The sequence below is a fragment of the Gryllotalpicola koreensis genome (assembly GCF_039538185.1).
Classification (GTDB): Bacteria; Actinomycetota; Actinomycetes; order Actinomycetales; family Microbacteriaceae; genus Gryllotalpicola; species Gryllotalpicola koreensis.
Genome location: NZ_BAABBW010000004.1, coordinates 178,174 through 198,899 on the forward strand (window position 1 = coordinate 178,174; position 20,726 = coordinate 198,899).

The 20,726-nt window shown below is 69.8% G+C and carries 18 protein-coding genes and 1 riboswitch; of the genes, 8 read left to right on the top strand and 10 right to left on the bottom strand.

Annotation, left to right across the window (positions count from 1 at the left end):
- Positions 1–97: 97 nt before the first annotated feature.
- The 4 genes from ABD708_RS12705 to ABD708_RS12720 all read right to left on the bottom strand — a co-directional run bounded on the left by ABD708_RS12705 (position 98) and on the right by ABD708_RS12720 (position 5,458).
- Positions 98–1,060: an aldose 1-epimerase family protein gene (locus ABD708_RS12705; protein WP_344754985.1), complete on the bottom strand. Its 963-nt coding sequence runs from the start codon at positions 1,058–1,060 to the stop codon at positions 98–100.
- 90 nt (positions 1,061–1,150) lie between these two features.
- Complete coding sequence (gene galE, locus ABD708_RS12710; protein ID WP_344754987.1) at positions 1,151–2,113, bottom strand: UDP-glucose 4-epimerase GalE; 963 nt, start codon at positions 2,111–2,113, stop codon at positions 1,151–1,153.
- A 90-nt stretch (positions 2,114–2,203) separates the two neighbouring features.
- On the bottom strand, positions 2,204–4,357 hold the full coding sequence (locus ABD708_RS12715; protein WP_344754989.1) for an alpha-galactosidase: 2,154 nt from the start codon (positions 4,355–4,357) through the stop codon (positions 2,204–2,206).
- 30 nt (positions 4,358–4,387) lie between these two features.
- Positions 4,388–5,458 carry a LacI family DNA-binding transcriptional regulator gene (locus ABD708_RS12720; protein WP_344754991.1) on the bottom strand — a complete coding sequence of 357 codons (1,071 nt, stop codon included), beginning with the start codon at positions 5,456–5,458 and terminating at the stop codon, positions 4,388–4,390.
- A gap of 92 nt (positions 5,459–5,550) precedes the next feature.
- Between ABD708_RS12720 and ABD708_RS12725 the strand changes: the two genes are divergently transcribed.
- The 5 genes from ABD708_RS12725 (at position 5,551) to ABD708_RS12745 (ending at position 12,594) form a co-directional block, all read left to right on the top strand.
- Positions 5,551–6,465: a carbohydrate ABC transporter permease gene (locus ABD708_RS12725; protein ID WP_425553292.1), complete on the top strand. Its 915-nt coding sequence runs from the start codon at positions 5,551–5,553 to the stop codon at positions 6,463–6,465.
- Complete coding sequence (locus ABD708_RS12730; RefSeq protein ID WP_344754993.1) at positions 6,465–7,349, top strand: carbohydrate ABC transporter permease; 885 nt, start codon at positions 6,465–6,467, stop codon at positions 7,347–7,349. The genes ABD708_RS12725 and ABD708_RS12730 overlap by 1 nt, the downstream gene beginning before the upstream one ends.
- 46 nt (positions 7,350–7,395) lie before the next feature.
- On the top strand, positions 7,396–8,760 hold the full coding sequence (locus ABD708_RS12735; RefSeq protein ID WP_344754995.1) for an ABC transporter substrate-binding protein: 1,365 nt from the start codon (positions 7,396–7,398) through the stop codon (positions 8,758–8,760).
- Positions 8,761–8,845: 85 nt separating this feature from the next.
- Positions 8,846–10,609 (top strand): glycoside hydrolase family 35 protein, encoded by a 1,764-nt coding sequence (locus tag ABD708_RS12740; protein WP_344754997.1) that lies wholly within the window; start codon positions 8,846–8,848, stop codon positions 10,607–10,609.
- A gap of 26 nt (positions 10,610–10,635) precedes the next feature.
- The gene (locus tag ABD708_RS12745) at positions 10,636–12,594 is read left to right on the top strand and encodes a beta-galactosidase (RefSeq protein ID WP_344754999.1); all 1,959 of its coding nucleotides are present in this window, start codon (positions 10,636–10,638) and stop codon (positions 12,592–12,594) included.
- 13 nt (positions 12,595–12,607) lie between these two features.
- Here the strand turns inward: ABD708_RS12745 and ABD708_RS12750 are convergent, their stop codons facing one another.
- Positions 12,608–13,402 (bottom strand): DeoR/GlpR family DNA-binding transcription regulator, encoded by a 795-nt coding sequence (locus ABD708_RS12750; RefSeq protein WP_344755001.1) that lies wholly within the window; start codon positions 13,400–13,402, stop codon positions 12,608–12,610.
- A gap of 83 nt (positions 13,403–13,485) precedes the next feature.
- On the opposite strand from ABD708_RS12750, the gene galT reads away from it, so the two are divergent.
- Genes galT through ABD708_RS12765 form a run of 3 tightly spaced genes read left to right on the top strand, consistent with a single transcriptional unit; the run spans position 13,486 to position 16,326 of the window.
- Positions 13,486–14,610: a galactose-1-phosphate uridylyltransferase gene (gene galT, locus ABD708_RS12755; protein ID WP_344755003.1), complete on the top strand. Its 1,125-nt coding sequence runs from the start codon at positions 13,486–13,488 to the stop codon at positions 14,608–14,610.
- Entirely contained in the window at positions 14,607–15,791 is a 1,185-nt protein-coding gene (gene galK / locus ABD708_RS12760) for a galactokinase (RefSeq protein ID WP_344755005.1), read from the top strand. The genes galT and galK overlap by 4 nt, the downstream gene beginning before the upstream one ends.
- Before the next feature lie 19 nt (positions 15,792–15,810).
- Positions 15,811–16,326, top strand: coding sequence for a gamma carbonic anhydrase family protein (locus ABD708_RS12765; protein WP_344755007.1), 516 nt, complete (start codon positions 15,811–15,813; stop codon positions 16,324–16,326).
- A gap of 22 nt (positions 16,327–16,348) precedes the next feature.
- Here ABD708_RS12765 and ABD708_RS12770 read toward each other — a convergent pair whose 3' ends face one another.
- From ABD708_RS12770 to ABD708_RS12790, 5 genes are all read right to left on the bottom strand, one after another.
- On the bottom strand, positions 16,349–16,798 hold the full coding sequence (locus ABD708_RS12770; protein ID WP_344755009.1) for a hypothetical protein: 450 nt from the start codon (positions 16,796–16,798) through the stop codon (positions 16,349–16,351).
- 43 nt (positions 16,799–16,841) lie between these two features.
- Complete coding sequence (locus tag ABD708_RS12775; RefSeq protein ID WP_344755011.1) at positions 16,842–17,324, bottom strand: YbaK/EbsC family protein; 483 nt, start codon at positions 17,322–17,324, stop codon at positions 16,842–16,844.
- Between the two features lie 102 nt (positions 17,325–17,426).
- A complete protein-coding gene (locus ABD708_RS12780) occupies positions 17,427–18,302 on the bottom strand; it encodes a bifunctional methylenetetrahydrofolate dehydrogenase/methenyltetrahydrofolate cyclohydrolase (RefSeq protein WP_344755013.1) in 876 nt (291 codons plus the stop codon).
- Positions 18,302–19,573 (bottom strand): serine hydroxymethyltransferase, encoded by a 1,272-nt coding sequence (gene glyA / locus ABD708_RS12785; RefSeq protein WP_344755015.1) that lies wholly within the window; start codon positions 19,571–19,573, stop codon positions 18,302–18,304. The genes ABD708_RS12780 and glyA overlap by 1 nt, the downstream gene beginning before the upstream one ends.
- Before the next feature lie 43 nt (positions 19,574–19,616).
- Positions 19,617–19,707: riboswitch (ZMP/ZTP riboswitch) on the bottom strand.
- A 9-nt stretch (positions 19,708–19,716) separates the two neighbouring features.
- Positions 19,717–20,691, bottom strand: coding sequence for an aldo/keto reductase (locus ABD708_RS12790; RefSeq protein WP_344755017.1), 975 nt, complete (start codon positions 20,689–20,691; stop codon positions 19,717–19,719).
- Positions 20,692–20,726: the final 35 nt, after the last annotated feature.

Genomic DNA, 20,726 nt, shown 5'->3' on the forward strand with positions numbered 1-20,726 from the left:
TTAAGTATTGGCACATGAAGGGGTTTGTCAAGGGAGGGGTCTCGATACGCGCGGCGATGCCGCGCTACTCGACCATCGGGACGGGAGCGATGCCGCGCTACTCGACCGGCGAGAGCGACCCCTGCGCGGCGGGCGGGGTGTAGCGGACGCCCCAGGTTGCCGACCAGGTCTCGTGGGGGGCGAGGCGCTTCACGCCGAAACCGGAGTTGAAGGCATCCGTCGGCGCGCTCATCGGCTCGATCGCGATCGCGACGGAACCCGCCGGCAGCGTGGCGAACGAGCGGTGCGTGTAGACCTGCAGGAAGGTGAACGCCTCATCGCCCCACAGGGTGACCGCCGAGCCGTCCGCGGCGGCCAGGGTGGCGAGGTCGCCGGGGCCGGCATCCGCATATCCCTCGTTCAGGTCGAGATCGCCGACACGCTGCGGCGAGCGCAGGTCGAACGCGGTGCCGTCGACGGGCTTCTGCGCGATCGGGATCAGCTTCTCGTCGAGCTCGAAGTGCGTGTTCGCGTGCACGGTCAGCCGCAGCGAAGCGGTCTCGAGCTCGCCCAGCCGGAAGTACGGGTGTGCGCCGACCGCGACCGGGGCATCCGTCTCGCCCGCATTCGCGAAGATGTGCGTGACGGTCAGTCCGTCGTCCGTGAGTTCATAGCGCACCCGCGTGTCCACGAGGAACGGGTAGCCGTTCTGCGGGTAGATCGTCGCGCCGAGCTCCACGAAGTCGGCGCCCTTGTCGACGAGCTCGTAGGCGGTGAAGCGCAGCAGGCCGTGGCTCGCGTTGCCGAGCGCCGGCTCGGTGAGCGGAAGCTGCAGCGTCTGCTCGGCGCCGTCCGCCGCCCGCCAGGTCCATTTGCCGTCGCGGATGCGGTTCGGCCACGGCGCCAGCACGATGCCCGAGGCGGACTGCGGCGACGACGTCACCGGGAACGGCTCGATGAGGTCGACGCCGTCGACCTGGAACTCGCGGATGCCCGCCGCCAGCTCGGTGATCACGGCTCTCACCGTGCCGTCTGGCGTGGTCCGGATGATCTCGTACTGTTCCCCGGTAGGTGCGCGCACGTTCGCCAGCCTAGGACGGTTTGGCCGACCGAGGCGAGCACAGCTCGCCTCGGGACGCCGGCGCAGCGATGGCCCACCGGGCCATCGCTCTCAGCCAGCCGCCGTCCACGATGCCCACGCCGAAGCGACCATCTCGTCGAGCGTGTTCGTCATCGCCCAGCCGAGATCGCGGGCGGCGAGCGTCCCGTCAGCGACGGTGCGCGCCGGGTCACCCGGCCGACGAGGCGCGATCTCCGGATCGAAACGGATGCCGGTGCCGCGCACCATCGCATCCATGATCTGCCTCACCGACGACCCGTCGCCGCTGCCGAGGTTGTAGACCGGCTCGACGGGCTCGCCGGCGAGCATCCGCCTGGCCGCCGCGACGTGCGCCTCGGCGACGTCGGCGACGTGCACGTAGTCGCGCACGCAGGTGCCGTCGGGAGTCGGATAGTCGTCACCGAAGATCTTCGGCGTGCGGCCTTCGTCGAGCGCGCGGAACACGAGCGGGAACAGGTTGTGCGGGCTCGTGTCGCGCAGCTCGACGCTGCCCGACCCGACGACGTTGAAGTAGCGCAGCGAGGTGTGCACGAGGCCGGTCGCGCGGCCCTGGTCGGCGAGCAGCCACTCGCCGATGAGCTTCGTCTCGCCGTACGGCGACTCGGGCGTGGTCGCGGTCGCCTCGGTGACGAGCTCGACGGTCGGAGTGCCGTAGACCCCCGCCGACGATGAGAACACGATGCGGCTGACGCCGGCGCGCTCCATCGCGGCGAGCAGCGTCGTCGTGCCGGTGACGTTCTGCTCGTAGGTGTGCAGGGGGCGCTTCACGGACTCCCCCGCGTACTTGTAGCCCGCCAGGTGCACGACGCCGTCGATCTCGTGCCGGTCGAAGAGCGCATCGAGCGCCTTCGCGTCGAGGATCGATGCGTCGACGAACGGCACACCGTTCGGCACGAATTCGCGGTGCCCGCTCGAGAGGTCGTCGATCACGACGACATCGAGGTCGCCCGACTGCAGAGCGCGCACGACGTGGGCGCCGATGTAGCCGGCGCCGCCGGTGACGAGCCAGGACATAGGGGTCTCCTTCTGGGGAAATGGGTCTCAATACGCGCTGCGCGCTACTCGACCAGCGGGAGCGGGGGCGAGGGGCGGTCCCGAACTACGCTAGCGGGCGGTCAGCTCGATCAGCGCGAGCTCCTCGGGGTGCAGCACCGGTGGGCGCAGGCCGCTCGCGCGCAGCATCCGGCCGGTCATCTTCAGCCCGGTGCGCTCCCACGCGAGCTCGCCGCGCGCGCCCGGGAGCGGGCCGTTCCCGGCACCGGGCAGCGGCAGCAGAGCGACCTCGTAGACGCGGTCGTCGTCGAGTCCGGGGATCATGATCGGCGCGGCCGGATAGGCCGATGACGAGCCCACCTGGGTGAAGGCGAAGAGCGCACGCGACCCGTCGTCCGCGACAACGCCGCGTAGGTCGGCGGCCGGGTCGGCGAGCTCGGCATGCACCACGCGGCCGGTGTGCAACCACTCGCGGCGCTCGGTGTGCAGGGCGATCCAGCCGGCGAGCTCCTCGGCTTCGGCATCCGTCAATCCGGTCACGTCCCACTCGACGCCGAGGTGGCCGAACAGCGCGACGCCCGCGCGCAGCGCGAGGCTCGCGGTGCGGCCCGTCGAATGCGAGCGCGGCCCCGAGATGTGCATGCCCATGAGTTCGGGCGGCAGCAGCAGCCCCGTGTACTTCTGGATCGTGAGGCGCTCGATCGGGTCGATGCAATCGCTCGTCCACACCCGGTCGGTGCGCTCGAGGATGCCGAGATCGACGCGCGCACCGCCCGAGGCGCAGCTCTCGATCTCGAGCGACGGATGCCGCGCGCGCAGCTCGTCCATCAGGCGGTAGACCGCGAGGGTCTGCTCGTGCCCAGCGGAGCGGCCGGTCGCAGTGCTGCCCGCCTCGAGCAGGTCGCGGTTGTGATCCCACTTGAGGTAGGCGATCTTCGGGTTCTCGGTGAGCAGCGCGTCGAGGCGCTCGAGCAGGTAGGCGTAGGCGCCGGGCTGGGTGAGGTCGAGCACCTGCTGGTGGCGGGCGGGCAGCGGCAGACGGCCGGAGCCCGGCTGCAGCAGCCACTCAGGGCGCGCTCGGGCGAGATCGGAGTCGGGGTTCACCATCTCGGGTTCGACCCACAGACCGAACTCGAGACCGAGCGCGGTGACGTCGTCGATCAGCGGGCCGAGACCGTCTGGGAAGACGCGATCATCGACGAACCAGTCGCCGAGACCGGCGTGGTCGTCGCGCCGGCCGCGGAACCACCCGTCGTCGAGCACGAAGCGCTCGATGCCGAGACGGGCGCCTGCCCGCGCGAGCTCGAGGAGGCGCGCGTGGTCGAGGTCGAAATAGACGGCCTCCCAGGTGTTCAGGGTGACGGGACGGGGGCGAGACGGATGCCGGGGGCGGCTGCGCAGCGCGCGGTGGAAGCGTGCAGCCAGCTCGTTCAGCCCGTCGCCCCACGCGCCCACCGCCTCGGGCGTCTCATAACTCTCCCCCGGCGCGAGCACGACCTCGCCCGGCCGCAGCAGCTCCTCGGCTTGCAGGAACGTCTCGCCGGTCGGGGTGCGCTCGACGGCGAGGCGGTGGTCGCCGCTCCAGGCGAGGTGCACCGCGTGCACGAGGCCGCGCTCGAAGCCGAAGCCGACCGCACCGACCGCGAGCAACAGGGTCGCGTCAGCGCCCGGGCGGCCGCGGCGGCTCTCGCGCACGTAGCGGCCCGTGGTCAGCGCGTGCCGCTGCGGGTGGCGCTCGCGCAGATGGCGGCCTGTGGTGTCGAGCACCTCTGCGGCGGTAGCCGGCACGGGGAAGGTGAGGGCGAGCGAGGCGAGCTCGTAGGGCTCGTCGCCGCGGTTCGTGAGCCGCGCTGACTGGCGGAAGAGGCCCGCGCCGTCGAGCCCGAAGCGCAGTTCGAGGTCGAGTCGGGCGTCGTCGTCGCTGAGCTCGACGACGAGCGACGACCCATCGCTGTCGCCCCTCGCCCACCCGCTCACGCGGAAGCGCGGCGAGAAGTCCCGGCCGCCCCGCGCGCCGACGAGCCCGGGCGTGCCGGGCCAGCCCTGCGATTCGAGCGGCACGGTCGACAGGCGCACGGGAACGTCGAGGCCGCCCGAGACCGGCTGAGGCAGCTGTGCGAGCGCGAGTCCGTCGAGCGACTCGACGGGGGCCGCCGCACCCAGGTCCTCACCCCAGTAGGCGATGGCGGGAACGCCGCCGCCGCCGGGTGCCAGCACGACCGCGGCGCCGCCCGCGCGCAGGTAATCGGGCTCGCTGCGCGTCACCGCGGCTCCTCTTCTCGCATCGTCAGCTCCTCATCGAGCACGGGCACCGGGGTACGCGGCCGTCGACGAGCGCACGACCAATTCGTTGTCGACCAGCCGAAGCCCCGCCTCGACGGCCTCGCCGAGCATCGCCTCACGCAGCAGCGCGAAGGCCGTCTCACCGACGACCTTGAAGTTCTGCCGCACGGTCGTGAGCGGCGGCCAGTACTGGCTCGACTCCGCGGTGTCATCGAAGCCGACGACGCTGACGTCGTCGGGAACACGACGCCCGTGCTCGTGCATGGCGCGCAGAACGCCCAGCGCGATCTGGTCGTTGGCGCAGAACACGGCCGACACCTCGTCATTCGCCGCGAGCTCGACACCGGCCTTGTATCCGGACTCCGCACCCCAGTTGCCGCCCAGCACGGGGGGCGCGACGAGACCGCGGGACCGCAGCGTGTCACGCCAGCTCTGCTCACGCTCGGCGGCGGCGTTGGAGGTCTCGGTCGGCCCCGAGACATGCCAGACGGTCGGATGCCCCAGGTCGAGGAGGTGCTCGACCGCGAGCCGCGCGCCCTGCTTCTGGTCCGCATTGACCGAGATCCTGTCGTCGTACGACTGCGAGTCGACGAGCACGGAGGGAACACGCGCCGGGAAGGCGATCGAGTGCTCGAGCAGCTCATGCGCCTCGAGGATCAGGATGATGCCGTCGACCGCTTCCTGCTCGAGCCGCGACAGCGCCTCCGTGATATGCCCGGTGGTCGGGTCGCCCAGCGAGATGAGGTCGATGGAGTAGCCGCCCGCGGCGGCTTCGACGGCGATGGTGTCGAGGATGCGGATCGACCCTGTGTTGTGCAGCGTGAACATCAGGACGCCGACGGACTGGAACCGGCCGCTCTTGAGTGCTCGCGCGGCGCTGTTGGGCCGGTAGCCGAGCTCGGCCATCGCGGCCAAGACGCGTTCGCGCGTCTTCTCCGCCACGATTCCGCCGTTCGAGACCCGGCTCACCGTCTGGGAGGAGACCCCGGCGAGAAGCGCGACATCTGCCATCGACGCAGCGCGAAGCCGGTCGACGCCGCTGCTCTGCGACACCGTCACCCCCTCCGCTCGCCCGGGTTCCATCGACCGGGTTCCTACATGTTACGCTCGCTCCCGAACGATGTTTACGTAAACATGTTTACGCAACCATCACACGAGTCGAGAAAGCGACAAGGATGTCTCAGATCACCGCAGCACCGCCCAAACGGCGGCGCTCCGTGCTGCAGCGCAAGGTTTCTCTAGCCGGCGCCGCGTTCGTCACACCGTTCATGATCGGGCTGGCGCTGCTCGTCATCGCGCCGATCGTCTACGCGATCTATCTCAGCCTCTTCCGGACGCAGCTGATCGGCGGCACCAGCTTCGTCGGCCTCGGCAACTACCTCACCCTGTTCCAGGACCCGAAGTTCTGGTCATCGCTTGGACGCGTGGCGCTCTTCCTCGTCGTGCAGGTGCCCATCATGCTCGCCCTGTCGCTGATCGCGGCGCTCGCCCTCGACAGTGCCCGGCTGCACGGAGCGCGGTTCTTCCGCATCGCGATCTTCCTGCCGTACGCCGTGCCCGGCGTTGTGGCCGCACTGCTCTGGGGGTTCATCTACGGCGACCAGTTCGGACTCACCGCGTGGGTCAACCAGGCCCTCGGCTGGCACCTCGCGCCGCTCGCCCCGTCCTGGATCCTCGGCTCGATCGGCAACATCGTCACGTGGGAGTTCATGGGCTACAACATGCTCATCTTCTACGCGGCGCTGCGGGTGATCTCCGGCGACCTGTACGAGGCCGCAGAGCTCGACGGGGCGAGCGCCTGGCGCATCGTCTTCAGCATCAAGCTGCCCGCGATCCGCGGGGCGATCGTGATTGCGATCATCTTCTCGATCATCGGAAGCTTCCAGCTCTTCAACGAGCCCAATCTGCTGCAGGGGCTCGCACCGAACTCGATCAGCAGCTACTTCACCCCGAACATGTACGCCTACAACCTCTCGTTCGCCGGCCAGCAGTTCAACTACTCCGCCACCGTGGCGATCGTGATGGGCGTCATCACCGGCGTCATCTCGTACATCGTCCAGGTGCGCGGCACGAGAGCGGAGAACCGCTGATGCCCACTGCGCCCGCGAAGCGCCCGGCCGCCACGCCGGCCAAGCCCCGCCGCAACGCTGTTCTCACGGTCGTGATGGCGCTCTTCGTCATCTACGCGTTCGTGCCGCTGGTCTGGCTCATCATCAACGCCACGAAGACGCAGCAGGATCTGCTGTCGACGTTCGGCCTGGGCTTCGGCCACCACTTCGTGCTGTTCCAGAACATCGCCGAGACTTTCACTTACAAGGACGGCATCTTCCTGCACTGGCTCGGCAACACGCTCCTCTACGTCGTCGTCGGCGCGGGCGGCGCGACGCTGCTCGCGACACTCGGTGGGTACGGCCTCGCCAAGTTCGCCTTCCCGGGGCGCCGCGCGGTCTTCGGCGTCGTGCTCGGCGCGATCGCCGTGCCGGGGACCGCACTGGCGGTGCCGACGTTCCTGCTGTTCAGCCACCTCGGGCTGACCAATACGCCGTGGGCCGTCATTCTGCCGTCCCTGATCAGCCCCTTCGGCCTGTACCTGATCTGGACCTTCGCGATCGACGCCGTTCCGACCGAGTTGCTCGAGGCGGCCCGAGTCGACGGCTCGAGCGAGCTGCGCACCTTCTTCACGGTCTCGCTGCGGCTGCTCGCCCCCGGCATCGTCACGGTGCTGCTGTTCGCGATCGTCGCGACCTGGAACAACTACTTCCTGCCCCTGATCATGCTCAGCGACCCGAAGTGGTACCCCCTCACCGTCGGCCTGAGCCAGTGGAGCGCACAGGCGACCGGCGTCGCCGCCCAGCCGATCTACAACCTCGTCATCACGGGCAGCCTCATCACGATCATCCCGATCGTGATCGCCTTCCTGTTCCTGCAGCGCTACTGGCAGTCCGGCCTCGCGGCCGGAAGCGTCAAGGCCTGAGCCCCCAGACTCCTCCTCCCATCCCAATGAAGTGAAAGGCACCCATATGATCCACTGCACGCGATGGACGGCAACGCGCCGCATCGCCACCCTGGCGGCGGCCGGCGCGGTCGTCGCCGCGGCCCTCGTCGGCTGCTCGTCGTCGAGCGGCGATTCCTCCTCCTCGTCTTCGTCCGCCTCGGCATCCGACGTCGACGCCGCGCTCAAGAAGGGCGGCACGATCACCTACTGGACCTGGACCCCCGCCGCGAAGGCACAGGTCGCGGCCTTCGAGAAGGCCTACCCCAAGGTCAAGGTCAACCTGGTCAACGCCGGCACGAACACGACCGAGTACACGAAACTGCAGAACGCGATCAAGGCAGGCAAGGGCGCGCCGGACGTCGCACAGATCGAGTACTACGCACTGCCGCAGTTCGCGCTGGGCGGCGCGCTGGTCGACCTCGGCGACTACGGCTTCGGGTCACTCAAGAGCAACTACTCCTCGGGCCCGTGGAACAACGTCAACGTGCAGGGCAAGCTCGTCGCCCTGCCGCAGGACTCCGGCCCCATGGCGCTGTTCTACAACAAGACGGTCTTCGACAAGTACGGTCTGACCGTTCCGAAGACCTGGGACGAGTACATCGCCGACGCCAAGAAGCTGCACGCGGCGAATCCGAACGCCTACATCACCTCCGACAGCGGCGACCCCGGCTTCATCACCAGCATGATCTGGCAGGCGGGCGGCCAGCCGTTCAAGGTCGACGGCACGAAGGTGACCATCAACCTGCAGGACGAGGGCACCAAGAAGTTCACCTCGACCTGGAACCAGCTCGTCGAGGGCAAGCTGCTCTCGCAGGTCCCCGGCTGGAGCGACGACTGGTACAAGGCGCTCGGCAACGGCGATGTGGCCAGCCTGATCACGGGCGCCTGGATGCCGGGCGTGCTCGAGTCCTCGGTCGCCCAGGCCTCCGGCCAGTGGGCGGTCGCACCGATCCCGACCTACGACGGCAGCCCCGCCAACGCCGAGAACGGCGGCAGCGCCGAGGCCGTGCTCAAGCAGAGCAAGAACCCCGCCCTGGCTGCCGGCTTCCTCAAGTGGCTCAACAACAGCAAGGAGAGCGTGGGCATCTTCATCAACAGCGGCGGCGGATTCCCGTCAACGACGGCCGACCAGAACTCCTCGGCCTTCCTCGACCAGGCGCCGGCGTACTTCGGCGGCCAGAAGATCAACCAGGTGCTCGTCGGCGGCGCGAAGAACGTCGTCAGCGGCTGGCAGTACCTGCCCTACGAGGTGTACGCCAACAGCATCTTCGGCGACACCGTCGGGCAGTCGTACTCCAAGTCGACCTCGCTTGACGCGGGGCTCGGGGCCTGGCAGAAGCAGCTGGTGGAGTACGGCAACCAGCAGGGCTTCACGGTCAAGGCGGGCTGACCTCACCGCACCGCCGATGGTGTGGGCCGGCTCATCGGGCCGGCCCACACTGCTGTTCGCTTTCGACGCCTTTGAGGAGGCCATCGTGACTCGCTTCGAGATCGGAGACGACGAGTTCCTGCTCGACGGGAAGCCGTTCCGGATCATCTCCGGCGCACTGCACTATTTCCGGGTGCACCCCGCGCAGTGGCGTGACCGGATCCGCTCGGCACGGCTGATGGGGCTCAACACCATCGAGACCTACGTGCCGTGGAACGTCCACGAGCCGCGTCCGGGCGAGTTCACCGAGACCGGGCCCGACGGCCGATTCGACCTGATCGCGTTCCTGCGCATCGTCGAAGACGAGGGCATGCGCGCCATCGTCCGTCCCGGGCCGTACATCTGCGCCGAATGGGACGGCGGCGGCCTTCCCGGCTGGCTGCTGCGCGATCGCACGATCCGCCCCCGCAGCAGCGACCCGCGCTTCCTCGAGCCGGCGACGCGCTACCTGAGCTGGGTGCTCGGGCTCGTCGCGCCGCTCCAGGTCGACCGCGGCGGCCCCGTCATCCTCGTGCAGGTGGAGAACGAGTACGGCGCCTACGGCGACGACCCCCACTACCTCCAGGTGCTCACCGACACCACGCGCGGAGCCGGCATCACGGTGCCACTCACGACGGTCGACCAACCGAGCAGCACGATGATCCGCGACGGCAGTCTGCCCGGCCTGCACAAGACGGCGTCGTTCGGCTCGCAGAGTCGCGAGCGGCTCGCGCTCCTGCGCCGCGAGCAGCCCACCGGCCCGCTCATGTGCAGCGAATTCTGGTGCGGCTGGTTCGACGACTGGGGTGCGCACCACCACACCACCTCGACCGCCGCGGCGGCCGCCGAACTCGACGAGATCCTCTCGGCTGGGGCATCCGTCAACATCTACATGTTCCACGGCGGCACGAACTTCGGCTTCACGAACGGCGCGAACGACAAGGGCACCTACCACCCGATCGTGACCTCGTACGACTACGACGCCCCGCTCGACGAAGCCGGACGTCCGACCGAGAAGTTCTGGGCGTTCCGCGACGTCATCGCGAAGTACGCGGACGTGCCGGATGCCGCGAGCGACGAGCCCCGCCGGTCCCCCGCCTTCGACGCCGCGCTCCGCCCCGGCCCCGGCCTGCTCGAGTCGGCGGGGGCCGTCAGCGCCTGGGTCGAGCACGCGGAGCTGCCGAGCATGGACGACGCCGGGCGGAACGGTGGATTCCTGGCGTACCGCACGCAGCTCACCGGGCCGGATCGCCCCGGCGTGCTGTCGTTCGACGATGTGCGGGACCGCGCGGTGGTCTTCCTCGACGGTGTCCGCCTCGGCGTGCTGAGCCGCGAGCTGCACGAGCGCGCGCTGACGCTTCCCCGCTCCCACGGCGAGTTGCTGGTCCTGGTCGAAGACCAGGGCCGCGTCGACTACGGCCCTCGCATCGGCGAGCACAAGGGCCTCATCGGGCCGGCACGGCTCGACGGTGAGCCGCTGCTGCGGTGGCAGACTCTCGACGTGGATGCCGATCGCCTGGCGGCGCAGGTCGACGCGTCGCCCGCCGCGACGTCGACCAGCGCGAGCCCGCGCTTCCACCTCGCCGAGTTCACGCTGGATTCCCCGGCCGACCTCTTCCTCGACAGCGCAGGCTGGGGCAAGGGCAACGCGTGGCTCAACGGCTTCCCACTTGGCCGCTATTGGCAGGCCGGCCCGCAGCGCACACTGTACGTGCCGGCCGGCGCGACACAGGCCGGCTCCAACCGGCTCGTGGTGCTCGAGGTCGACACGCTCGTCTCGGCATCCGCCCGCTTCCTGCCCGCACCGGAGCTCGGCCAGACCGAGTTCTGACGACACCCGCACATCGAGGAGCTCCCGTGACGTCACTTTTCGACGGCTTCCGCTTCGGCGGCGACTACAACCCCGAGCAGTGGGACCAGAGCGTCTGGGACGAGGACGTCATGCTGATGCGCGGTGCCCACGTCACGACGGCGACCGTCGGGGTGTTCTCGTGGGCGAAGCTCGAGCCGGAGCCGGGCCGCTTCGAGTTCGAGTGGCTCGACACCGTGCTCGACAAGCTGCACGCCGGCGGCATCCGCGTCATCCTCGCCACCGCCACCGCGTCGCCGCCCGCGTGGCTTGCCCGGCGTCACCCCGAGTCGCTGCCCGTCACGGCCGACGGCGTGCGCCTGGGCTTCGGCTCCCGCCAGCAGTACAGCCCGAGCTCCCGGGTCTACCGCGAGTACGCGCAGCGGCTGGTGCGCGAACTGGCGGCGCGCTACGGCGCGCACCCCGCGGTCGAGGCATGGCACATCAACAATGAATACGGATGCCATGTGCACGAGTCGTTCGACGAGGAATCCGTCGCCGCGTTCCGGCTCTGGCTCGAGCAGCGCTATGGCAGCATCGACGAGCTCAACCGCGCATGGGGCACGGCCTTCTGGTCACAGGGCTACGCAAGCTTCGACGAGGTGGACGCGCCGCGCGCTGCCCCGACCTTCCGCAACCCAACCCAGCAGCTCGACTGGCGCCGGTTCAGCAACCATGCGCTGCTCGAGCTGTTCCGCATGGAGAAGCGCGTGCTCGCCGAGCTCTCCCCCGGCGTGCCCGTGACCACCAATTTCATGGGCATGTTCGCGCCGCTGGACTATTGGAAGTGGGCGCCCGAGGTCGACTTCGTGAGCGACGACTGCTACCCCGACCCGGCGGACGCCGCGTGGCCGTCGCGGGCGGCCGCCCAGCGCGACCTGATGCGCTCGCTCGGCGGCGGCAAGCCCTGGCTGCTGATGGAGCAGAGCCCCAGCGCCGTGAACTGGCGCGAGCGGAACGTGCCGAAGCCGGCCGGGATGAACCGGATGCATGCCCTGCAGTGCGTGGCGCGCGGGGCCGACGGCGTGCTGCACTTCCAATGGCGCCAGGCCGCGGCCGGTGCCGAGAAGTTCCACGCGGCGATGCTCCCTCATAGCGGTCCGGACACCCGCGTCCACCGCGAGGTGCAGGCGCTCGGCGCCGAGCTCGCGGCGCTGTCGCAGGGGGCCGCCTTCGGGGCGGAGGTGCCCGCTCGGGTCGCGATCGTGTGGGACTGGGAGTCGTGGTGGGCGCTTTCCCAGGAGGCCGTCCCCGCGTCGACCGATTACCCCGAGGTCGTGCTCGCCTGGCACGCGGCGCTGCTGCGCCGCGGCGTCGTCGCCGACTTCGTCCGCCCCGGCGCCGAGCTCGCCGCCTACGATCTCGTCATCGTTCCGGCACAGCAGCTCGCCGACCGCAGCGAGATCGACCTGCTCGGGGCGTATGCCGACGCCGGCGGCCAGCTGGTGATCGGATGCCAGACGGCCGTGCTCGACCGGGACCTCCATGCGCACCTCGGCGGCTATCTCGGCGGCGCCGGCTCAGCGCTGCAGCACGCGCTGGGCGTCAAGGTCGAGGAGTTCGCCCCGCTGCCCGGCGCCGACGACACGGTGACGGTCGTCGGCGAGTTCGAGGGGCCGGCCGTGCAATGGCAGGAGTTCACGACGGTCGACGACGCCGAGGTCCTCGCCCGCTTCGGCACGGGGCTCGCAGCAGGGCAGCCTGCGGTCACCCGCCGGGCCGCCGGCCATGACGGGGCTGCGTGGTACGTCGCCACGGTGCCGCAGCCCCAGCTGGCGGATGCCGTCATCGCCAGGCTGCTCGTCGACGCGGACATCGTCGCCCCCTTCCCGGAGGCTGTCGACGGCATCGAGACGACGGTGCGCGGAGGCATCCGTTTCGTCATCAATCAGACCGCTGCGCAGCGGCGGCTCGTCGTGGCGGGGCATCCGGTCGATCTCGATCCGTTCGGCGTCGTCACGATCTGACCGGCGGCCGACCTCAGACGGTGGTGATGTGCTTCAAGCCGTTGGCGCGCAGGCTCGCGATCACGGAGCGCGGCGCATCCTTCCCCGTGATCAGCGCGTCGACCGCGCTTGTCTCCACGACGCGGCCGATGTGCACTCGTCCCAGCTTCGAGCTGTCAGCGACGACGATGACGCGCGACGCCGCAGCCGCCATCGCGCGCTTCATCTCGGACTCGGGAAGGTTGATGTTCGTCACGCCGACCTCGCCGTCGACACCGGTGCAGCCGATGAAGGCGACGTCGGCATGCACGCGGCCGAGCAGTCCGTCGGCCAGGGGCGGGACGAGCGAGTGCTGCAGCTGGCGAAGCGTCCCGCCGGTGACCACGACGCTCACCCGGTCGAGCACCTGCTCGAGCTCGAGCGCGATGGTCAGCCCGTTGGTGACGACGGTGAGGTCGCGCAGCTCTGAGCGCGCGACCAGCTCGCGCGCGATGGCCGATGTCGTGGTCCCGACGTCGATCATGACGCTCATTCCGGAGCCGAGCTGGTCGACGGCGGCCCGGGCGATCCGGGCCTTCTGCTCGGCCGCATCGATCTGCGTCTGCTCGAAGGGCCGCTCGCGAACCCCGCGAACAGGCATCGCGCCGCCGCGGATGCGGGTGACCGCACCGTCCGCCTCGAGGGATTCCAGGTCACCCCGCACCGTCACGGTGGAGACGCCGAACCGCTCGCTGAGATCCGTGACGCGCGCGAACGACACCCCTTCGATCACGGCGAGCATGCGCGCGCGACGCGTTGCCGCGTCGAGCTGGTCTGACCCATCGGGCATGCTGACATGCTCGTGAATTCGCCGTCAGCTTGTCAAATCGAAAGCGATTTGCTTCTCATTGCGAAGGCTTCTAACGTCGTCATGTGGGTTCCATCACCAAGCGCGTGCACGCCCTCGCCGACGGCCGCGAACTGATCTACTTCGACGACGCCGACACCACCCTGCCGCCGGACCGCGCGCCCGATCTGCGCGAGCTCGACGAGCGGCCGCCGACGGCGACGATGCGGCAGGACCCGCTGACCGGCGATTGGATCTCGATCGCCGCTGCCCGGCAGAACCGCGTCGTCATGCCGCCCGCCGCGCTCGACCCGCTCGCGCCGCAGACACCGGAGAACCCGAGCGAGATCCCGGCGAACTACGACGTCGCGGTGTTCGAGAACCGCTCGCCGTCGTTCGGGCCTGCGCTGCCCGAGCCCGGCGACCCGGCCCTGGACCCCGCCCATCTTGACGGCATCGGGCTCGGCCGCGAGGCCGCGTCGTTCGGGCGCTGCGAGGTGGTCTGCTTCAGCCCGGAGCACGAGGGCGCCTTCGGATCGATCCACCGCTCGCGGGCCCGCACCGTGATCGAAGCATGGGCCGATCGCACGGCGGCGCTGTCGGCTCTGCCGGGGGTCAGGCAGGTGTTCCCGTTCGAGAACCGCGGCGCCGCGATCGGGGTGACGCTGCAGCACCCCCACGGGCAGATCTACGCGTACCCCTACGTGACACCGCGCACCCAGCAGCTGATCGCCTCGATCGACGAGTACGGGCCCCATTTGTTCGCCGACATCCTCGAGAGCGAACGGCGCGGTCCGCGCGTCGTGCTGGCCGGCGAGCACTGGACGGCCTTCGTGCCCTTCGCCGCCCGCTGGCCCGTCGAGGTGCACCTCATGCCCAACGAGCACACCGCCGACTTCGCCGAGACGAGCAGTGCGCAGCGCGACGAGCTCGCCGTGCTGTACCTGCGGCTGCTGCGCGGCGTCGACGCGCTCTACGGCGACCCGACGCCGTACATCGCGGCCTGGCACCAGGCGCCCGTCGACACCCACCGGGACAGCATCCGGCTGAATCTGCAGCTGACCAGCCCGCGGCGCGGGAAGGACAAGCTCAAGTTCCTCGCGGGAAGTGAGGCGGCGATGGGCGCGTGGATCGGCGACATCCCGCCCGAGATCCAGGCAGAGCGCCTGCGCGTCGCGATCGCGAAAGCAGATGAGGAGAACCCCGTATGAGCTCGTTGGCCGATGACGTCGAGGCCGGATTCCGGCGGCGCTTCTCTTATGCCCCCGCCGGCATATGGTCGGCGCCCGGCCGCGTCAACCTGATCGGCGAGCACACCGACTACAACGAGGGCTTCGTGCTGCCGTTCGCGATCGACCGGCGCACCTTCGCCGCCCTCGCGCTGCGCGACGACGACGTGGTGCGCGTGTCGAGCGGTGAGAGCGACGAGACGGTCGAGGTGAGGCTGGCGGATGCCGCGGAGGGGCCAGCCGTGTTGGATGGCGTCTCCGGCGACGCCCGCTGGGCCGCCTACCCGCTCGGGGTCGTGTGGGCGCTCGGGCAGCTCGGCGCGGATCTCGCGGGCCTGCCCGGCTTCGATGTGCACTTCGACTCCGATGTGCCGATCGGCGCAGGTCTGTCGTCATCGGCGGCGATCGAGGGGGCGCTCGCGGTCGCGCTCAACGAGGTCTGGCGGCTCGGATTCGACGGTTCTCGGCTCGTCGACGTGTGTCACCGGGCCGAGAACGACTTCGTGGGCGCGCCGACCGGCATCCTCGACCAATCCGCCTCGCTGCTGTCGCGGGAAGGCTCCGCGCTATTCCTCGACTGCCGAGACGGGTCCTCAGAACCCGTGGATCTCGGCTTGCAGGCATCCGATCTCGCCATCCTCGTGATCGACACGAAGGTGAAGCACGAGCATGTCTCGGGCGGCTACGCCGAGCGGCGCGCGGCGTGTGAGACCGCCGCGCGCGAGCTCGGCGTGCGTGCCCTGCGCGACGTGAGCTGGCCGCAGCTGCTCGCCGCGCGCGACACGCTCGACGGCATCGTCTACCGCCGTGCCCGGCACGTCGTCACCGAAGACCAGCGCGTGCTCGACACGGTCGCGGCACTGCGCGCCCAGGACTACGCCGCCGTCGGCGACCTGATGTTCGCCTCGCACCGCTCGATGCGCGATGACTTCGAGATCTCCACGCCAGAGCTCGATCTCGCCGTCGAGATCTCGCTCAACTACGGGGCGATCGGGGCGCGGATGACGGGCGGCGGCTTCGGCGGGTCGGTCATCGCGCTGACGCCCGTGTCGGCGATCACGCAGGTGCAGGTCGCGATCGACGGGGCGTTCGCCGAGCACGGCTACACGGGCCCCGAGATGTTCCTCGTGTGGCCGTCACAGGGGGCGCACCGCGAGCGGTGACGGACGATAGCCTCGAGGCATGACGAGGCTGTCACTCCCCATCGGCTCACCCGACGACTCCGCCGCCGCATACGTCGCCCCCGGCGTCGCGCTGATCGGCGCAGTCACGCTCGCCGAGGGGTCGAGCGTGTGGTTCAACGCGGTGCTGCGCGCCGACAACGAGCCGATCACGCTCGGTGCCGGATCGAACCTGCAGGACCTCGTGGCCTGCCACGTCGACGCGGGCAAGCCGCTCACGATCGGTTCAGGGGTGTCAGTCGGCCACAGCGCCGTGCTGCACGGCTGCACCATCGAGGACGACGTGCTCGTCGGCATGCACGCCACGATCATGAACGGCGCCGTGATCGGCGCTGGCTCGCTGATCGCGGCCGGCGCGCTCGTCACCGAGGGCACGGTGGTTCCGCCGCGCTCGCTGGTCGCCGGTGTGCCGGCCAAGGTCAGGCGGGAGCTGACGGATGCCGAAGTGGACGGCATCCGTCGCAACGCTCAGCACTACGCCGAGCGGGCGGTGCTCTACGCGAGCAGCCCGGCCTGATCCAGAGGTGCGAAACGCACGTTCAATCGCGAGCGGGCGTACTTTTCGCACCCGCGGACGCGCCGGCGAAAAGCCCCAGGCTGACAAGAAGCGCCGCGAGTTGCAGCAGCGCCGTGCCGAAGTAGAGCACGTACAGCACGGTGAACCCGCCGAGCAGCAGCACCTCGACGAAGATCCAGATCGCGAGCCCGAAGCCGCCGACCGCCGCGGCAGCGGCAGCCCAGGTGCGGCGTCGCAGCTGGGCTGCCACGGCGAGTGCCTGCGTGCCGCCGACCACGACGAACAGCACGACGCCCGGCCAGAGGAAGGACGAGAACGGCGTGCCGTCGAGCATCGACAGCGGCATGCCCATCGCCGTGCCGTCAGGGCGCGCGATCAGCGGCACCCCGCCGGCGAAGGCCGAGAGCGCATTGAAGATACCGACGACGAGCAGAACCCGGGCGGCGGCGTGCTCGAGTCGCGAGTGCCTCATGGTCCGCAGGCTAGCCGCGTGCTCGAGGCGCCGCATGAGGCTTTCAGCCTTGCGACGCGACCTCGACCTCGGTGCCGTTCGTGATGCGCACCAGCTCGGCATAGCTCAGCGGGAAGACCGTGTGCGCATGACCGGCCGCGGCCCAGAGCACCTCGTACTGCCGCAGCGCGACATCGACGAAAGTGCGGATGGGCGACGGATGCCCCACGGGCGCCACTCCGCCGATGGTCTGGCCCGTGGCATCCTTCACCGTGTCCTTCGACGCGCGCTCGATCGTGCCGCCCAGACGCTCGCCCAGCCACTCCGTGTCGACGCGGTGCGCGCCGCTCGTCATCACCAGGATCGGCTCGCCGTCGAGCGTGAACACGAGCGAGTTCGCGATCGCGCCCACGGTGGTGCCGATCGCCTCGGCCGCGGCCGCCGCCGTCGGCGTCGCCACCTCGTACCACGTGATCTCGGGCTCGAGCCCGTGCTCGGCGAGCGCCGCGCGCACACTCTCGACAGAAGGATGCTCGGTATTCACCACACCATCGACCGTAGCCGCTCAACTGCGCTGAACGATCACCACCGCACAGCGCGAGCGCGGGTAGAGCGCAACGGTGACCGTCCGGCGCAGTCGAGAGGGAAGCTAGAGCCGCTCGGCGGCCGAGACGACGTTCTCGAGCAGCATCGCCCGCGTGAGCAAGCCCACCCCGCCGGGCACGGGCGAGACCCAGCCCGCCGTGTCCCACACCTCGGGCGCGACATCGCCTGCGAGCTTCGCGCGGCCCGACTCGGTCGTTCCGACGCGCGCGATGCCCACGTCGACCACGGCGGCGCCGGGCTTCACCCAGTCGGCCTTGACGAGCCCCGGCACGCCGACGGCCGCCACGACGATGTCGGCGCGACGCACCTCCGCGGCGATGTCGGGTGTGCGCGAGTGCGTCAGGGTGACGGTCGCGTCGATGCCCTTGCGGGTGAGCAGCAGCCCGAGCGGGCGGCCGACGGTGAGCCCGCGGCCGATCACGGTGACGTGCTTCCCTGCGATCGGCACCTCATAGCGGCGCAGCAGCTCGATGACGCCGTTCGGCGTGCACGGCAACGGTGTGTCGATCTCGCCGTCGACGCCGAGCACGAGCTTTCCGAGGTTGAACGGATGCAGACCGTCGGCGTCCTTCGCGGGGTCCATCAGCTCGAGCGTGCGGTGCTCGTCGAGACCCGTGGGCAGCGGCAGCTGCACGATGTAGCCGGTCACCTCGGGCGCGCTGTTGAGGTCGGCGATCGCCGCCTCGACATCGGCCATCGAGGCGCTCTCGGGCAGCTCGACCTTGATCGACTCGACGCCGATCTCGGCCGAGTCGCGGTGCTTCCCGGTCACATACGAGACCGAGGCCGGGTCGCTGCCGACGAGCAGGGTGGCGAGGCCGGGGCGGATGCCGCACTCGCGCAGCGCGTCGACGCGGGTCTTCAGCTCGTCCTTGATGACGGCGGCCGTGGCGACGCCGTCGAGACGGATCGCGGTCATCAGTACTCCAGGCCGGGGTAGAGCGGGAAGGCATCCGTCAGCTTCTGCACGCGAGCGCGCAGCGCGAACGGGTCGTAATCGGGGCGCAGCGCCTTCGCGATGATGTCGGCCACCTCGGCGAACTCGGCGTCGCCGAAGCCGCGGGTTGCGAGGGCGGGCGTGCCGATGCGGATGCCGGAGGTGACCATCGGCGGCCGCGGGTCGAACGGCACGGAGTTCTTGTTGACGGTGATGCCGACCTCGTGCAGGCGGTTCTCGGCGTCCTGACCGGAGAGCTCGCTCTCGCGCAGATCGGCGAGCACGAGGTGCACGTCGGTGCCGCCCGTGAGCACGTTGACGCCCGCGGCGCGGGACTCGTCGGAGGTCAGCGCCTCGGCGAGCAGCTTCGCGCCGGCGACGGTGCGCACCTGGCGCTCCTTGAACTCGTCGGTCGCGGCGAGCTTGAACGCGGTCGCCTTGGCGGCGATGACGTGCATCAGCGGTCCGCCCTGCTGGCCGGGGAAGACGTTCGAGTTGAGCGCCTTCGCGAGCGCGGTGTCCCGCGAGACGATGAAGCCGGAGCGCGGGCCGCCGATCGTCTTGTGCACCGTCGACGAGACGACGTCAGCATAGGGAACGGGGCTCGGGTGCAGGCCCGCGGCCACCAGGCCGGCGAAGTGCGCCATGTCGACCCAGAGCTTCGCGCCGACCTCGTCGGCGATCTCGCGGAACGCGGCGAAGTCGAGCTGCCGCGGGTAGGCGGACCAGCCGGCGATGATGACGGTCGGCCGGTGCTCGCGCGCCTTATCGCACACGACGTCCATGTCGACGAGGCAGGTCTCGGGGTCGACGCCGTAGCTGACCGCGTTGTAGAGCTTGCCCGAGAAGTTGAGCTTCATGCCGTGGGTCAGGTGGCCGCCGTGGGCGAGCTCGAGGCCGAGGATCGTGTCGCCAGGCGTCGCGATGGCGGAGAGCACGGCGGCGTTGGCGCTCGCGCCCGAGTGCGGCTGCACGTTCGCGTACTCGGCGCCGAAGAGCTCCTTCGCGCGGGCGATCGCGAGCTGCTCGGCGATGTCGACGAACTCGCAGCCGCCGTAGTAGCGGCGGCCGGGGTAGCCCTCTGCGTACTTGTTGGTGAGCACCGAGCCGGCCGACTCGAGCACGGCGCGCGGAACGAAGTTCTCGCTCGCGATCATCTCGAGATAGTCGCGCTGGCGACCGAGCTCGAGGCGCAGCACCTCGGCGATCTCGGGATCGACCTCAGAGAGAGGGGCGTTGAAGTTGTCGGTCATAGCCGGCTGCCTTTCTGACACAACGGATGGCGTACGAGGAATCCGTATCGGCCCAGGCGTGCGGCCGATGCTGTCTGAAAGTCCGTGCCGCTCCCCGGTGGTGGCCCACCTCAACGCCAGTCGCGACAGCGCAAGTCTAGCCGTCAGAACCCGACGACGTCATGCGGTCGGTACGGCTCCTCGAGGAATCCGATCTGCTCCTCGCTCAGCTCGACGTCGAGCGAGCGCAGGGCGTCCTCGAGATGCCCTGGCTTGGTGACGCCGACGATCGGCGCCGTCACGACCGGCTGGTGGTGCAGCCAGGCGAGCGCGACCTGGGCGCGTGGCACGCCGAGATCGGAGGCGACGGATGCCACCCGCTCGACGATCTGCTGATCGCCGTCGACATACACGTTGTTCTCGTTCAGCAGCCGGTCGGTCTCAGTGCGCTTGGTCGTCTCGGCCCAGTCGCGGGTGAGCTTGCCGCGCGCGAGCGGAGACCACGGGATCACGCCGACGCCCTGATCGGCGCAGAAGGGCAGCATCTCGCGCTCCTCTTCGCGGTAGATGAGGTTGTAGTGGTCCTGCATCGAGACGAACCGGGTCCACCCGTTCAGCTCTGCCGTGTACTGCGCCTGTGCGAACTGCCACGCCCACATCGACGACGCACCGATGTAGCGCGCCTTCCCGGCCTTCACGACGTCGTGCAGGGCCTCCATGGTCTCCTCGATCGGGACCGCCGAGTCCCAGCGATGGATCTGGTAGAGGTCGACGTAGTCGGTGCCGAGGCGCCGCAGCGAGTTGTCGATCTCCATCATGATCGCGGCGCGCGACAGGCCGGCGCCGTTCGGCCCCGGGCGCATGCGCCCGTGGACCTTAGTGGCGAGGACCACCTGGTCGCGGCTCGTGAAGTCCTTGATGGCGCGGCCCACGATCTCCTCGCTGGTGCCGCCCGAGTACACGTTCGCGGTGTCGAGGAAGGTGATGCCCGCCTCGAGCGCCTGCTTGATGAGCGGGCGGGATGCCTCCTCGCCGATCGCCCACTGATGGCCGCCCGCGGCGGGCTCGCCGAAGCTCATGCACCCGAGGGCGATGGCGCTGACGTCGAGACCGGTGCTGCCGAGCTTCACGTATCGCATACGGCCACCCTACGGGCGCCGATAGCCTGGAGCGC

Excerpts from the sequence above, each read along its gene's own strand:
- galE (WP_344754987.1), bottom strand. The coding sequence starts at position 2,113 with ATGTCCTGGCTCGTCACCGGCGGCGCCGGCTACATCGGCGCCCACGTC.
- ABD708_RS12720 (WP_344754991.1), bottom strand. The coding sequence starts at position 5,458 with ATGGAACCCGGGCGAGCGGAGGGGGTGACGGTGTCGCAGAGCAGCGGC.
- ABD708_RS12725 (WP_425553292.1), top strand. The coding sequence starts at position 5,551 with ATGTCTCAGATCACCGCAGCACCGCCCAAACGGCGGCGCTCCGTGCTG.
- ABD708_RS12730 (WP_344754993.1), top strand. The coding sequence starts at position 6,465 with ATGCCCACTGCGCCCGCGAAGCGCCCGGCCGCCACGCCGGCCAAGCCC.
- ABD708_RS12735 (WP_344754995.1), top strand. The coding sequence starts at position 7,396 with ATGATCCACTGCACGCGATGGACGGCAACGCGCCGCATCGCCACCCTG.
- ABD708_RS12750 (WP_344755001.1), bottom strand. The coding sequence starts at position 13,402 with ATGCCCGATGGGTCAGACCAGCTCGACGCGGCAACGCGTCGCGCGCGC.
- galK (WP_344755005.1), top strand. The coding sequence starts at position 14,607 with ATGAGCTCGTTGGCCGATGACGTCGAGGCCGGATTCCGGCGGCGCTTC.
- ABD708_RS12765 (WP_344755007.1), top strand. The coding sequence starts at position 15,811 with ATGACGAGGCTGTCACTCCCCATCGGCTCACCCGACGACTCCGCCGCC.
- ABD708_RS12770 (WP_344755009.1), bottom strand. The coding sequence starts at position 16,798 with ATGAGGCACTCGCGACTCGAGCACGCCGCCGCCCGGGTTCTGCTCGTC.
- ABD708_RS12780 (WP_344755013.1), bottom strand. The coding sequence starts at position 18,302 with ATGACCGCGATCCGTCTCGACGGCGTCGCCACGGCCGCCGTCATCAAG.
- glyA (WP_344755015.1), bottom strand. The coding sequence starts at position 19,573 with ATGACCGACAACTTCAACGCCCCTCTCTCTGAGGTCGATCCCGAGATC.
- ABD708_RS12790 (WP_344755017.1), bottom strand. The coding sequence starts at position 20,691 with ATGCGATACGTGAAGCTCGGCAGCACCGGTCTCGACGTCAGCGCCATC.